Origin of the sequence: Actinotalea sp. JY-7885, from assembly GCF_014525465.1 — a bacterium.
Taxonomy (GTDB): domain Bacteria; phylum Actinomycetota; class Actinomycetes; order Actinomycetales; family Cellulomonadaceae; genus Actinotalea.
In genome coordinates this window covers 1-13298 of record NZ_JACEXH010000091.1, presented here as the reverse complement: position 1 = coordinate 13298, position 13298 = coordinate 1, and the positions used below count along the sequence as shown (strand labels likewise).

13 protein-coding genes are annotated in these 13298 nt (G+C 74.9%); 7 read left to right on the top strand and 6 right to left on the bottom strand.

What is annotated here, in order from left to right:
• The 5 genes from IDM29_RS09950 to IDM29_RS09930 form a co-directional block, all read left to right on the top strand.
• A partial coding sequence (locus IDM29_RS09950) for a DNA glycosylase AlkZ-like family protein (RefSeq protein ID WP_188037474.1) occupies nucleotides 1-538 on the top strand: 538 nt, incomplete at its 5' end.
• Nucleotides 539-638: 100 nt separating this feature from the next.
• Nucleotides 639-920, top strand: a complete 282-nt coding sequence (locus IDM29_RS09945) for a hypothetical protein (protein ID WP_182113182.1) — start codon at nucleotides 639-641, stop codon at nucleotides 918-920.
• A gap of 14 nt (nucleotides 921-934) precedes the next feature.
• Entirely contained in the window at nucleotides 935-2185 is a 1251-nt protein-coding gene (locus tag IDM29_RS09940) for an arginine deiminase (RefSeq protein WP_182113181.1), read from the top strand.
• Between the two features lie 150 nt (nucleotides 2186-2335).
• A complete protein-coding gene (locus IDM29_RS09935; RefSeq protein WP_182113180.1) occupies nucleotides 2336-2632 on the top strand; it encodes a DUF1540 domain-containing protein in 297 nt (98 codons plus the stop codon).
• 236 nt (nucleotides 2633-2868) lie between these two features.
• Nucleotides 2869-3123 (top strand): hypothetical protein, encoded by a 255-nt coding sequence (locus IDM29_RS09930; RefSeq protein ID WP_182113179.1) that lies wholly within the window; start codon nucleotides 2869-2871, stop codon nucleotides 3121-3123.
• 162 nt (nucleotides 3124-3285) lie between these two features.
• Here IDM29_RS09930 and IDM29_RS09925 read toward each other — a convergent pair whose 3' ends face one another.
• The 6 genes from IDM29_RS09925 to IDM29_RS09900 form a co-directional block, all read right to left on the bottom strand.
• On the bottom strand, nucleotides 3286-3495 hold the full coding sequence (locus IDM29_RS09925) for a helix-turn-helix transcriptional regulator (protein ID WP_182113178.1): 210 nt from the start codon (nucleotides 3493-3495) through the stop codon (nucleotides 3286-3288).
• Complete coding sequence (locus IDM29_RS09920) at nucleotides 3495-3992, bottom strand: DUF2975 domain-containing protein (RefSeq protein WP_182113177.1); 498 nt, start codon at nucleotides 3990-3992, stop codon at nucleotides 3495-3497. The genes IDM29_RS09925 and IDM29_RS09920 overlap by 1 nt, the downstream gene beginning before the upstream one ends.
• Before the next feature lie 60 nt (nucleotides 3993-4052).
• Nucleotides 4053-4838, bottom strand: a complete 786-nt coding sequence (nagB, locus tag IDM29_RS09915) for a glucosamine-6-phosphate deaminase (RefSeq protein WP_182113176.1) — start codon at nucleotides 4836-4838, stop codon at nucleotides 4053-4055.
• A 424-nt stretch (nucleotides 4839-5262) separates the two neighbouring features.
• On the bottom strand, nucleotides 5263-6522 hold the full coding sequence (locus IDM29_RS17685; protein ID WP_182113175.1) for a PP2C family protein-serine/threonine phosphatase: 1260 nt from the start codon (nucleotides 6520-6522) through the stop codon (nucleotides 5263-5265).
• Nucleotides 6523-6545: 23 nt separating this feature from the next.
• On the bottom strand, nucleotides 6546-7682 hold the full coding sequence (locus IDM29_RS09905) for an NADH-dependent oxidoreductase (protein WP_182113174.1): 1137 nt from the start codon (nucleotides 7680-7682) through the stop codon (nucleotides 6546-6548).
• Nucleotides 7683-7873: 191 nt separating this feature from the next.
• Nucleotides 7874-9532 carry an FAD-dependent oxidoreductase gene (locus tag IDM29_RS09900; protein ID WP_182113173.1) on the bottom strand — a complete coding sequence of 553 codons (1659 nt, stop codon included), beginning with the start codon at nucleotides 9530-9532 and terminating at the stop codon, nucleotides 7874-7876.
• A gap of 80 nt (nucleotides 9533-9612) precedes the next feature.
• Here IDM29_RS09900 and IDM29_RS09895 point away from each other — a divergent pair, with 80 nt between their 5' ends.
• Together IDM29_RS09895 and IDM29_RS09890 are read left to right on the top strand one after the other, a co-directional pair.
• Nucleotides 9613-10197: a TetR/AcrR family transcriptional regulator gene (locus IDM29_RS09895; RefSeq protein WP_182113172.1), complete on the top strand. Its 585-nt coding sequence runs from the start codon at nucleotides 9613-9615 to the stop codon at nucleotides 10195-10197.
• Between the two features lie 52 nt (nucleotides 10198-10249).
• The gene (locus tag IDM29_RS09890; protein ID WP_182113171.1) at nucleotides 10250-12874 is read left to right on the top strand and encodes a LuxR C-terminal-related transcriptional regulator; all 2625 of its coding nucleotides are present in this window, start codon (nucleotides 10250-10252) and stop codon (nucleotides 12872-12874) included.
• The last annotated feature ends 424 nt before the right edge of the window (nucleotides 12875-13298 follow it).

Genomic DNA, 13298 nt, shown 5'->3' with positions numbered 1-13298 from the left:
GGCGCCGACGCCCGCCCTCGACCCGACCGCGGCACGCCGCGAGCTCGCGCGGCGCTACCTGCGCGTGCTCGGCCCGGGAACGGCGCAGGGCTTCGGCGACTGGGCGGGCCTGCGGGCGGGGAGCGCGGCGTCGGCGCTCGCCTCCCTCGGTCCCGAGCTGCTGCCCGTCCGCACCGACCTCGGCGACGCGTGGGTCCTGGCGGGTGACGAGGCGGACCTGCGCCGCGGTGCCGGGCCCCCGGCACCGGCGCGGCTGCTCGCGAGCGGCGACGCCTACTGGCTGCTGCAGGGCCGCGAGCGCGAGCTGCTGGTCCCGGACCCCGCCCGGCGGGGCCGGCTCTGGACGCCGAGGGTGTGGCCGGGCGCCGTCGTCGTCGGCGGGGAGGTGGTCGGGACGTGGCGCCGCGCGGGCGCTGTCGTGACCGCGGAGCTGTGGCAGCCGGTGCCGGCCGCGGCGCGCGAGGCGGTCGAGGCGGAGGCGGTGAGCCTGCCGCTGCCGGGCCTGACGACGCCGGTCACGCTCCGCTGGCAGGAGTGACGACCCCGGACCCTTGCCAGCGGCACGCGTGACACGCCACGCTGGCGGTGCACGGTCCGCCTCGCGCCTGCCTCGCGGAACCGCTCCAGGGGAGGCACCCATGTCGAGCACCACCAACCTCGCCACGATCGTCTCCGGCGTCCCGTACGTCGTGAGGACGCTCGACGGACGGCCTCCCGTCTCCATCGACGAGTTCGCCGCCGACGTCTCGATGGTCGTCGTCGGCCCCACGGGCGAGCACACGGTGGCCGGCTGCGGCGACCTCATCTCGGACGGCACGGTCCGCCTCTACCAGAAGGACAACGACGGGACGGGCAAGGACATCCGGGTCTGGACGGTCTCGGCGTCACCGTCCGACGACGGGTTCGTGGCCGTCGGCTGACGGCGCGAGCCCGCGTGCCGACGCCCGCCGCCGCCTACGGGGTCCACTCCGAGGTCGGCCGCCTGCGCAAGGTCCTCGTCTGCGAGCCCGGCCTGGCGCACCGGCGCCTGACCCCCTCGACGGCCGCCGACCTCCTCTTCGACGACGTCATGTGGGTCGACAACGCGCGTCGCGACCACGCCCGGTTCGTCTCGATGATGCGCGAGGCGGGCGTGGAGGTGGTCGAGCTGCACGACCTGCTCGCCGAGACGCTGGCACTGCCCGGCGCGCGCGACTGGGTGCTCGACCGCACGATCGTCGCGGACGACGTCGGCCTGGGCCTGGTCGAGCCGACGCGCCGGCACCTCGAGGGCCTCGACCTGCGCACGCTCGCCCAGCACCTCATCGGGGGGCTCGCCGTCGACGACCTGCCCGACGGCGCCGGCGGTGGCTTCCGGGCGCTGGCCGAGTACCAGCCGTCGTCGCGCGAGTACCTCCTGCCGCCGCTGCCGAACACCCTGTACACGCGCGACACGACGTCGTGGCTCTACGGCGGGCTGACGCTCAACCCCCTCTACTGGCCGGCCCGGCACGACGAGACGCTGCTCATGAAGGCCGTCTACCGGTTCCACCCCGACTACGTGGGCGCGCGCGTCTGGTGGGGTGATCCCGAGACGGACCACGGGCACGCGACCCTGGAGGGCGGCGACGTCATGCCGGTGGGCAACGGCACGGTGCTCCTGGGGATGAGCGAGCGGACGTCGCGGCAGGCGATCAGCCAGGTGGCCAGGGTCCTGTTCGAGGAGGGCGCGGCGCAGCAGGTGATCGTGGCGGGCATGCCGCGGCTGCGGGCCGCGATGCACCTGGACACCGTGTTCACGTTCGCGGACCGCGACGTCGTCAGCGTCCACCCGAAGATCGTCGACCAGATCCGGACGTTCACGCTGCGACCGGACGACGGACCGGTCGGCGTGCACGTGACGGACGAGGGGGCCGCGCCGTTCCCCGACGTCGTGGCCCGGTCCCTCGGCCTGCCGCGCCTGCACGTCGTGGAGACCGGCGGGGACACCTACGAGTCCGAGCGGCAGCAGTGGGACTCGGGGAACAACGCCTTCGCGCTCGAGCCGGGGGTGGTCTTCACGTACGACCGCAACACCACCACCAACGCACGACTGCGCGCCGCGGGCGTCGAGGTGATCGAGATCGTGGGCGCGGAGCTGGGCCGGGGTCGCGGCGGGGCGCACTGCATGACCTGCCCGATCGTCCGCGACGCCGTCGAGTACTGAGCCCGGACGGGCGCCGAGGCGGCCGCCGAATTACGCAAGCGCCGCATTATCAAAATCGTTCAGGAAAGGCTTGCCTCACTTTTCCAGAATTGCCAGAATGTCATTCCGGTGCAATTCTTGGCGGACCACCCACGCTCCACGGAGGTCCTCATGAGCATCACGATGCCGGCTGTCGCCGAGTGCACGGTCGACGGCTGCTCCTACAACCACGACGGCTGCCACGCCTTCGCGATCACCGTGAGCAGCGCGGGCGGCTCCGCGGACTGCGGCACCTTCATCCCCCTGGGGACCAAGGGCGGCCTCGACCGCGTCGTCGCGCAGGTCGGCGCCTGCTCGCGCACGGATTGCCTGCACAACCGGTCGCTCGAGTGCGCCGCCACGGGGGTGCGCATCGGCGCCGGCGCGGGCGACCACGCCGCCAACTGCCTGACGTACCAGCCGCACTGACGCTCGTCCCGCCGCGGCGGCGGGCCGGTCCGTGGGAACGGCCTGGCTTTCGTCGCCGCGGTGCGGGAGCATCGAGGCATGACCACGTCGCGCACGCCCGTCGCCGGGCCCTGCATGCGCGCGTGGCTCCTGGCGTATGCCGGGTCGGGATCTCGCCGAATGCGCTGTCGAACGCGCTGAGCCGTCCCGCCCGTCCAGGCCGCACCGCGGCCGCGCATCTCCCAGGAAGCACCGCCATGAGCAACCGCACCACCGGCACCCGCCCACTGCCCCACCCGCACCGCGAGCGCACGCCGCTGCCGGAACGCACGGCCCGGCGCGGCGTCGCCGTCTACGTCGAGGTGCCGTCGGGCGAGGGCTTCCCGGACAGCGGCGAGCTGCTCGACCTGGCGGGGACGCTCTACGAGCTCGCGCAGGACCTGGTGCCCGGCGCCACCACGCGCACCGAGGTCCGCCTCACCGACGACGCCCCACCCGAGCCCCCCACCTGACCCGCGCCCCCACACTCCGCCCGCCCCACCGCCCCACCCGCACAGATGTTCGGATCCGCGCCTACGCACAGCTGGAGGCGTACGGAACGCGGCCACCTGCGCAGACGCGCGGATGCGAACATCTGCGCCGGGGGTGGGGGGGTGGCTGAGGGCGTGGGGTCGCTAGTCGTCCGGGACCCACTCCAGGAGGTCGCCGGGCTGGCACTCGAGCACGCGGCACATCGCCTCCAGCGTGCTGAAGCGCACGGCCTTCGCGCGCCCGTTCTTGAGGACGGCGACGTTGGCCGGCGTGAGCCCGACCCGGTCCGCGAACTCGCCCACGCTCATCTTCCGCTTGGCGAGCTCGACGTCGATGCGCACGACGATGGGCATCAGATCACCGCGTCCATGTCGGTGCGCAGGGCGACCGCCTGCCGCAGCAGCGCGCGCATGACGACCATGAGCAGGACGACGACAGCCGCGGCAAGGAGCATCCCGACCAGGAGCGCCGGCACCCCGGGGTCGCGCAGCTCCGGCGTGGCGAAGATCGTGATGCCGAGCGCGAGCGACCCGGCGGCGGCCACCAGCCACGTCGCCGCCAGCGCCCAGACGATGCCGTCGACCCATCGCAGCGCCTGCGGGCTGAAGATCCGGTCGGCTGTGACCATGCCGAGCAGCCGCCACACGCACACGACGACGACCTCGACCCCGACGAGCACGAGGATCGCCGTCGCGGTGAGCGGCCACCGCAGGTGCGCCAGGAGCGGCTCCTCCTGTGCCAGGTGGGCGAACTGACCCGGCCACGAGAGGAACTGGCCGACGACGCAGAGCACGAGCAGCAGCACCAGGAAGACCCGGAGCAGCCCGACGGCGGTACGGGTGAGGTTCATGTATCGAGTCTCGTTCGACACCTATCGACTGTCAATAGGTGCGGGCCTCGGGTCGCACGGTCAGATGTGCTGCCAGTCCGGCTTGCTCGCCCACGTCTGGCGGTAGTAGTCGGCCAGCTGGAGGCGGCTCGCGGCCGCCTCGTCGAGGAGCACCGTCACGTGGGGGTGGTGCTGGAGCACCGTGGCGGGCCACAGGGCGCTGACGGAGCCCTCGACGAGGTGGTGCACCGCCTCGGCCTTGCCCCGGCCGGTCGCGAGCAGGACGAGGTGGCGGGCGCCGAGGATGGTGGCCAGCCCCTGCGTCAGGACGTGCCGCGGCACGGCCTCGACGTCCCCGTCGAAGAACCGCGCGTTGTCGCGGCGGGTCTGCGGCGTGAGCGTCTTGACGCGGGTGCGGGACCCGAGCGAGGACCCGGGCTCGTTGAAGGCGACGTGACCGTCGGTCCCGACGCCGAGCAGCTGCAGGTCGACACCCCCGGCGTCGGCCATCGCGGCCTCGTACGACGCGCACGCGGCGACGAGGTCCTCGGCGTTGCCGTCGGGCGCCTGGACCGCGTCCGGCGCAAAGTCGACGAGCTGCTCCAGCTCCCGCTCGATGACCCGGCGGTACCGCTCGGGGTGGTCGGCCGGCAGGCCCACGTACTCGTCGAGCAGGAACGCCCGCGCCCGCGCGAAGGACAACGTGCCCGCCGCGTGGCGCGCCGCGAGCTCGCGGTACACGAGGAGCGGCGAGGAGCCCGTCGCGAGGCCGAGGACGGCGTCGGGCTTGCGCTGCAGGAGGCGCTCGACCGCGTCCGCGGCGATCTCCGCGAGTCGCTCCGGGGAGCTGTCGATCACGACTTCCATCAGGGTGCCGCCTTCACGTCCGGGGTCAGTGTCGGCCCGGCCCACGCCGGGCGGCCGGCGCCGGACGGGCGCATCACCGCGCCGCACGGCACGGCCGGCCACCGGGGCTGGAGCACGGGTCGTCCGACCCTATCCACCCCACGGCCGAACGCCGAGCCGGTGCCTGCGGCCGCGGCACGGACCCGGCGCGTCAGCGCCGCTCACCGATGGGGGCCTCGAGGCGCTCACGAGACCGGTCACGAGGCGGTGCGCTGAGGCCGCCGGCTGCACGAGAGGCCGGCGCCAGACGCCGCGGAGGGTTGCGACCGCAGAGCGGGCACAACCCGCCGCGCCCGGCAGCTGATGGCGCCCGGCAGCTGATGGGGCGCAGAGGTACGGGCGACGGGGGCGGGGACGAGGTGCGGGGACGTGGTGCGGCCGGCTGTCACGCCCGGTCCGAGCCCCCGCGGGTGCGCCGGGTGGTCGTGCCGCCGTGCCACTCGAGCAGGAGCAGGGCGGCGTCGTCCTTGATGTCGCTGCCCACCACCTCGAGGAACGCCTTCGAGAGCTGCTGGGCCACGTTCCGGGGGTGCTCGTGCGCCGTGTCACGCAGGAACCCGCCGAGGTCGAACTCCGCGGCCGTCCGCTCGAGCATCCCGTCCGTCATGAGCAGGAGCCGGTCACCGGGCAGGAGCTCGAGCTCCTGCTCCTCGTACGCGTCGGAGCCCAGGCCGAGCACCCCGTTGTTGGCGTGGCCGACGACGCTCGTCACGCCGTCGCGCAGCATCAGCGCGCCGGGGTGCCCCGCATTGATGACTCGCGCCCGCGTGGCCCCGTCCGTCAGGCCCTCGGCACCAGGCTCGTGGGAGCCCTCCACCAGGTCGATCTCCATGAGGACCCCGGTCACGAACTCCCCGCCCGACCCGTGGCCGGCGATCGCCTCGTGCGCTGCCCGGGCCTGGTCGGCGAGGCTCCCGCCGCCGCGGCGCGCGTGCCGCAGGGCGTTGACCGCCAGGGTGGCGAGCATGGCCGCGTCCTGGTCGTGCCCGACGGCGTCCGTGAGCGTCACGGTGAGGCGCTCGTCGGAGACGACGTAGTCGAACGTGTCGCCGCCCGCGCTGGCGGAGGGCTCGAGCCAGCCGGCGAGCGTGAAGGAGCCCCCCTCGCAGGTGAACGCGGCCGGCAGCAGGCGGCGCTGGATCTCCCGCGGGAGCGTGAACGGCGTCGACCGCATGGCCGTCTCGAAGGCGTCGGTGTGGCGCTGGTTGGCGACGACGACGTAGCCGAGCGCGTGCGCGACCGCACTCAGCTGCTCCGCGGCCGAGGCGGCGAGCGCGGCGCCGTCGTCCTCGGCGTCCTCCACCGGCCGCCAGCCCTCGACGTCCGGCAGCTCGACGACCAGCACGCCGAGGGCGTCACCGCGCACGGTGACGGGGACGTACGCCCGCCCGGCCTCCTGGTCGGTGAGCAGGCGCTGCTCGCGCCAGGCCCGGCCCTCGATCGTGGTGGACAGGTCGGACCGGGCGCCGCCGCCCGTCGCGTCGACCAGCGCGTTGCCGGCGGCGTCGGCGATGAGGAACGCCACGTGCTCGGCGCCCAACGATCGCGTGAGCATCTCGGCGGCGGCGGCGAGCGCGCCCGCGGGGGGCGCGTCCTCGGCGGCGGTCAGGAGCTCGGTGATGTCCACCTTGGGTCGCTGCGGCACGCGCAGAGGCTTTCACACCGCCGTCACCTGTGCTCGTCGATGCCCTCGAGGGGAGGGAGCAGGCCGCGGCCCGTCGTGGTGTACCACTCGACGAGGCCGGGCGGCAGGGCCAGGTCGTCGAGCCGGCCCTTGACCGTCGTCGCGATCTGGTCGGCGTGGCCCGCCCCGATCTTCGCGGCGAACTCCGGCTCCGTCAGCGCCGCCCTGCCGATGGCGACCAGGTCGCCGTGCGCGAGCGCGCGCTCGGCGTCGCGCGCCGTGAGGACGTCGGAGACCACGACGAGCGGGCAGCGTCCGGCGACGACGTCGCGCAGGGTCTGGGCGTAGGACCGGTCCGCTCCCGCGGGCGCGGTGTCGTAGCCGGTGAACTGCGAGACGTGCACGTAATCGACCCCGGCGTCGGCGATCCGGTCCACGAGCACCGAGCTCTCCGCGAGCGTGTAGCCCACCGTCTCGCCGTGGACCTCGTCCGGGCACAGGCGGTAGCCGACCGCGAACGGCCGGTGGGCCCTGCGGGCCACGGCCAGCACCTCGTCCAGCACGGCGAGCGGGAACGCCATGCGCCGCTCGAGGTCGCCGCCCCACGCGTCGGTGCGGTGGTTGGAGTAGGCCGAGAAGAACTGCTGCAGCAGGTAGTGGTTGGCGCCGTGGACCTCCACGCCGTCGAAGCCTGCCTCGATCGCCCGACGGGTCGCCTCGCCGAACGCCGCGATCGTGTCGCGGACCTCCTCCTCCGTCATCTCCTGCGGCACGTAGGGCAGCCAGTCGAACGCCTGCGTGCTCGGCGCCATCGCGCGGCCGGTCTCCGCGGCGGCGGGGTGGGCCTCGCGACCGCCGTGGTACAGCTGGACGATCGCGCGGGCGCCGTCGCCCTTGATGGCGCGGGCCAGCGCCGCCAGGCCCTCCACGTCGACGTCGTCGGCGATGGAGAGCTGGTGCTCGAAGCCGCGACCCTCGCGGGTGACGTACGCGGCGCCCGTGATGATCATCCCGGCGACACGGCTGCGGCGGGCGAAGTAGGCGATGTCCTGGGCCGTCACGTGGCCGGTCGCGGGGTCGGAACCCTGGACGACCATCGGTGCCATCACCAGGCAGTCGGACAGCACGACGCCGGAGGGCAGCGTGCAGGGCATCATCAGCGGTTCGGGGACCACGGTCACGGCTCTCCTCTCACGGAAGGCGTGCCGCGGTGGGCGGTCGTGCCGGCGGCACGCCGAGCGTCCTCGCCGTCTCCACGGTAGGTCGGCCCCCGGAGCCGGACGGTGGGACCTTGGGGCCGGTCCCGCCCCGCACGGTGACGGGGACGCCTTCGCGTCGCGTATCGACGCGAAGGCGTCCCCGACGAGCGCCGTCAGACCCGCGCGCGCGCCATGTGGCGCCCGGCACGCATGCCGAAGACCACGGCGGGGCCGATGGTCGAGCCGGGGCCCGGGTAGGTCCGGCCCATGACCGACGCGGAGCAGTTGCCCGCGGCGTAGAGGCCGTCGATGACCGAGCCGTCCTCGCGCAGCGCGCGGCCGTCGACGTCGGTCAGGACGCCGCCCTTGGTGCCGAGGTCCCCGACGACGAGGCGGACCGCCAGGAACGGGCCCTTCTCGATCGCGCCGAGGTTCGGGTTCGGGTGCACCGTGGGGTCGCCGTAGTAGCGGTCGTACGCGGAGTTGCCGCGGCCGAAGTCGCCGTCGACCCCGGCGCGCGCGAACCCGTTGAACCGCTCCACCGTGGCGCGGAAGGTGCGCGCGTCGACGCCGATCTTCGTGGCGAGCTCGGCGAGCGTGCCGGCCTTGGCCATGAGCCCTTCCTCGGTCATCGCCTTGGTCAGCCGCGGGTCCATGGCGTAGCTGCGCAGGTAGCGGCGCGCGTGGCGCACGTCGCTGACCATCCAGAACGCCCCGTCCTTGTCGTGCTCGAGCATGTGGTGCCCGAGGTCGACGTAGGACTCCGACTCGTTCGCGAACCGTGCCCCGTGGCGGTCGACGATGAGGCAGTACGGCAGCGACCGCTCGCCGACGAGGAAGCTCGGGCCGTGGCCCTGCGGCGCGGCCGTCGAGGCGCCCCACCAGGCGTCGTCCATGAGCGAGAGCGCCGCGCCGGCCTCCTGCGCGAGCGCGATCGGCACGCCGAGGTTGCCGGGGTTGCCCGACGGGCTGCCCTCGATGCCGTGGTACTTCTGGCGCCAGTCGACGTTGTGGTCGAAGCCGCCCGACGAGAGCATGACGCCGCGGCGGGCGCGGACGGTCACGGGGCGCCCGGCGCGCGTGGTCCGCACGCCGACGACCTCGCCGTCCTCGAGCAGCAGCTCCTCCAGCGGGCTGTTCAGCCACAGGCTGACGCCCTGCTTCTGCACGACGGCGTCCAGGAACGAGACCGCGAGCGCGCCGCCGATGCCGACCAGCGCCTTGCCGCGCACGAGCCCGCCGAGGGTCCGCCCGACGAAGCGCGCCCCGCGCAGGAAGCCGCTCGCGGTGACCCAGGAGCGCTCGAGCTCCCACATGTCCGCCGTCGCGAGGGGGAGCGGCATGATCGCGCGGCAGCTGCTCCACCAGTCGCCGATGACCTTGCGGTCCGCGGCCTTGCACTCGATGGCGCGGCCGATCTTCCCGCCCGGCCGCTCGGGGTAGTAGTCGGGGTAGTCCGGGGCGCGCATGAACTCCATGCCGAGCTTCTCGGCCGTGGCGACGAAGTCGTCGACGCCGTCGACGAACGCCTCCTTGCGCTCGCGCGACGTCGCGGGGCCGGCGTCCCCGACCGTCTCCTCGAGGTAGGTCAGCGCCTCGTCGCGCGAGTCGCCGGCGCCCTCGCGGCGCATCAGCGGGTTGTCGGGCAGCCACATGCCGCCGCCCGACATCGCGGAGCTGCCGCCCCACTTGTCGGTGGACTCGAGGATGAGGACCTTGAGCCCCTCGTCGGCGGCTCCCATCGCGGTCGCGAAGCCCGCGGACCCGCTGCCCACGACGACCACGTCGTAGGTCTCGTCGTACGTGCTCGTGGTGGGTGTGGGGGTGGGCATCGTGCCTCCTTGGCTGTGCCGGACGGCTTCGTCCGGGCGAGTTGAATCCGGACACCATTGTCCGGATCTACGCTGGCATCATGTCGAGCCCTAGGTCCCGAGGCAACCGCGGCCCCGCGGCCGCGGCCGGGAACCGGCGGGCCCTGCTCGACGCCGCCCGCCGCGTCTTCGCCGAGCGCGGCTACCGCGCGCCGCTGAGCGCCATCGCGCGCGAGGCCGGCGTCGGCCAGGGGGTCCTGTACCGCCACTTCCCCACGCGGCTCGACCTCGCCCTGGCGGTGTTCGAGGAGAACTTCGCCGAGCTCGAGGCGATCGCCACCCGCCCGGACCCGCGGGCGTTCGTCGACCTGTGGTCGCGCCTCGTGGACATCACGATCACCGAGTCGGCGTTCGTCGAGATGGCCGTGGACGCGCGCCGGTCGCTCGTCGGCCGGCACGACGACGACCGGCTGCGGGACCTGGTGGCCGGTGCGCTGACCCGCGCGCAGGAGGCCGGGCTCGTCGACCCGGCCGTGAGCGCCGACGACGTCGTGCTCATGCACCGGATGATCTTCGGAGTGGTGGTGACGTCGGTCGAGCACGATGACGCCGCCGTCCACGCCGCGGTCGACCGCGCGACGGCGCTGCTGCGTCGCGACCCGGGGGCCGTCACCGCGCCCCGCTGACGACCCCGGCGCCGACCGGCGGACCCGGTTCGGGCTGGTTAGTGTGGTTTTCGTGAGTGCCTCGGACGCACGAGCGGTCCAGGTCGACGCCGTCCGTCAGGCGGTCTCGGCGGGCACGTCCGTGTCCGTCGTGGGACTGCCCGGATCCGGGCGTACCGCGCTGCTGGCCGGGCTCAAGGACTCCCTCGAGGCCGAGGGATGGAACGTGGTGGTGCTGCCCGTCGCGGGCAGCGGGTCCGAGCTGCGCCGCCTCGAGGGACTCCTCCTGGCGGGCGTCACGCCCACCCAGACGGCCGCGAACCCGCTCGCGGCCGTCCTGGAGAGCCTGCTCCGCGCGGCGGCGCGGGCACCCGCGGCGCTGCTGCTCGACGACGCCGACCGCCTCGACGACGCGTCCGCGGCGGTCCTGGCCGCCGTCGTCGCGCGGCAGGGCGCCGTCGTCGTCGCGACGATCCGGCCGCCCTACCCGGGTGCCAGGTCGGTGGACCGCATCCTGGCCGGACGGGCCGCCACGGTGCTGTGGCTGCCGGCGCTGTCCTTCGAGGTCGTGCACCGGATCATGGTCGAGGAGCTCGCGGGCGACGTCGACACCGACGTCGCGGCCCGCGTCTACGCGCTGTCGGGCGGGCTCCCGGGGATCGCCCGGGCGATCGTGCGCGAGGCCCGGCGCGCCGGGCACCTCGTCCGCCGGGACGGGGGGTGGTGGCAGGCCGTGCGCGACCTGTGGACCCCGGCCCTCGCCGTGGTCGTCGGCCGCCTCCAGGAGGGGTGCGGCGAGGACGAGCACCGGGCCATGCAGGTGCTCGCCCTGATGGGCCCGACGGAGGTGCGCACGGTGACCCGGCTGCTGCCGTGGTCGGCGGTCGTGGCCCTCGACGACCGCGGGATCGCCCGCTTCGTCGAGTCCCCCGGCGCCCTGCGCGTGGCGCTCTTCCCGCCGCTGCTGAGCGACCACCTGCGCCAGACCGGGCACGGGGCGCGCGGACGCGCGGCCGTCGACCTGGTGCAGGCCGCGCTCGGCCGCGAGGACGACCCGACGCTCGTCCCGGACCTGCCCACGGCGCCGCCCGGGGCACCGCGGCACTGGGCCTCCTCCCCCGAGTCCGCGGCGGTGCTCGGGCGCGTGCTGCGCGAGCAGGCGCGCAGCGCCGTGCTCGTGTGCCGGGACGCCTGGGAGCAGGAGCCGACGGGACGCACGACGGTGCTGTACCTCGATGCGCTGCTCGCGGCCGGCGGGCACGAGGCGACGATCGAGGCCGTCCTGGCGGCCACGCGGTCGAGGATGGCCGCCGAGAGCGCCGACCTCGCGTTCGTGCGCGTGTGGGAGGCCGGCTACCAGGCCCTGAACCGGCACGACCCGGTCGCCGCCCTCCGCGTCCTGGGGGAGGCACGTGCCGACGCCGCGCTCGACCCGGCGCCCGTCGACACCGCGCTCTTCGACGCCACCGAGCAGCACATCCGGCTCGTCCTCGACGGCGTCCCGCCGCGCGCGCCCGGCCTCCCCCCGCTCGTGAGCACCGCGCCCGAGGACCTCGGAGCGGCGCGGCGCGGGGACCCGCTCGGTCAGGTCGACGACGTGACGCGGACGATCCGCGCCGAGCTCCTCCTCGCGCGGGGCCAGGTGGTCACCGCCCGGCGCGAGGCCGCCGCCGTGGCCTTCCCCGCCGAGTCACCGCGCCGGGACGACGCGGCCCTGGTCCCGCTCGCCGAGCTGTGCTCGGGCGACGTGGACGCGGCGATCACCCTCGCGCGCCGGCTGCTGGACCAGGCGCAGGGCAGCCTCGACCAGGCGCAGATCGAGCCGCAGGGCCACGTCCTCGCCCTCGGCCTGTTCCTCCAGGGCCGTCTCGGGACGCTGCGGACGCACCTGACGAGCATGCTCGCGATCAACGCACCCACACCGCAGCGGCCGACCGCGCGCGCGGGGCTGCTCAACCTCGCCGCGATGCTCGCGCTGGTCGACGGCGAGGTCGCGACCGCCCGGTCGATCGCGTCCCAGGTCGAGGCCTTCGGGCTGCTCGGTGCGCCGTACCCGTTGACGCGGTCCGGACCGGTGCGCGCGGGGGTCGCGCTCGCCTCCGGCGCGGGCCTCGCCCAGGCGGCGGGGGCCGCGTGGGAGGCGGTCGACGACCTCGTCGAGCGCGGGTACGTCCTCGCCGCGACCTTCGAGGCGGCGTGCCTGGTGGGCATGAGCGTCGACGCGACGCGCGCGGCCCGGGTCTGCGCCGGTGCCGTCACCGCCGAGGGCACCCTGCTGCCCCTGCTGGGCGGGTACGTCCACGCGGCGACGTCGGGGTCCCCCACGCTCCTCCTCACCGCCGCCGACGACCTCCGGTCGGCCGGCCTGGGGCTCCTCGGGACCGTCGCGCACGCCGTCGCCGTGCGGGCCCTGCGCGCCGACGGCGCCCCGGCGGCGGCGGCGCGCGAGTCGGCCCGCCTGCGCCTGCTGGTCGGGGAGGCGGGGGACGGCCTCGACCTCCTGCTGCCCACCCTGAGCCGCACGCGGGAGCTCACGGCCCGCGAGCTCGAGATCGCGCGCCTCGTCGCCGACGGCCTGACCAACCGCGAGATCGGCCAGCGCCTGGTGCTGAGCGAGCGCACCGTGGACAACCACCTCTACCGGCTCTTCCGCAAGCTCGGCGTCGCGTCGCGCGACGAGATCGCCACGATGCTCTGAGCGCCCCGCGCCCCGCACGGCGAGGCTCACCGTGCGGCGCGGTGGTGCCCCACGGGCTCCCGACCGGGCTCCATCGGGCGCCGGCCGGGGCCCGGATCCGCCGCGACCGCGCCTGAGCCCGTGCCCGGGCGGGTGAGATGGGCATCGACGCGGCCGGATGGCGGTCCGCACGCACCACCGGAGGCGGATCGCCGTGGGGAGACCAGGAGTGATCACCACGTGCCCGCTGCCGGGGCCGACCGATCCGCCCTCGCAGCGGGACCTGGACCGCGCGGTGCTGCTCCACCGTCTGGCCACGAGCCGGACCCTTCGTGGCACGGCGCCCCTCCGGCCCGTCCCGCTCGGCCGCGCGGCGGTCGGCCGCGTCCGGACGTCCCCCGGTCCGGACGCGGACGGCTGACCGCGCGGCCGGGCGCCGCCCCCG

What these genes read in the sequence shown, in the direction of transcription:
- IDM29_RS09945 (WP_182113182.1), top strand. Translation starts at nt 639, where the DNA reads ATGTCGAGCACCACCAACCTCGCCACGATCGTCTCCGGCGTCCCGTAC.
- IDM29_RS09935 (WP_182113180.1), top strand. Translation starts at nt 2,336, where the DNA reads ATGAGCATCACGATGCCGGCTGTCGCCGAGTGCACGGTCGACGGCTGC.
- IDM29_RS09920 (WP_182113177.1), bottom strand. Translation starts at nt 3,992, where the DNA reads ATGAACCTCACCCGTACCGCCGTCGGGCTGCTCCGGGTCTTCCTGGTG.
- IDM29_RS09900 (WP_182113173.1), bottom strand. Translation starts at nt 9,532, where the DNA reads ATGCCCACCCCCACACCCACCACGAGCACGTACGACGAGACCTACGAC.
- nagB (WP_182113176.1), bottom strand. Translation starts at nt 4,838, where the DNA reads ATGGAAGTCGTGATCGACAGCTCCCCGGAGCGACTCGCGGAGATCGCC.
- IDM29_RS09895 (WP_182113172.1), top strand. Translation starts at nt 9,613, where the DNA reads ATGTCGAGCCCTAGGTCCCGAGGCAACCGCGGCCCCGCGGCCGCGGCC.
- IDM29_RS09925 (WP_182113178.1), bottom strand. Translation starts at nt 3,495, where the DNA reads ATGCCCATCGTCGTGCGCATCGACGTCGAGCTCGCCAAGCGGAAGATG.
- IDM29_RS09930 (WP_182113179.1), top strand. Translation starts at nt 2,869, where the DNA reads ATGAGCAACCGCACCACCGGCACCCGCCCACTGCCCCACCCGCACCGC.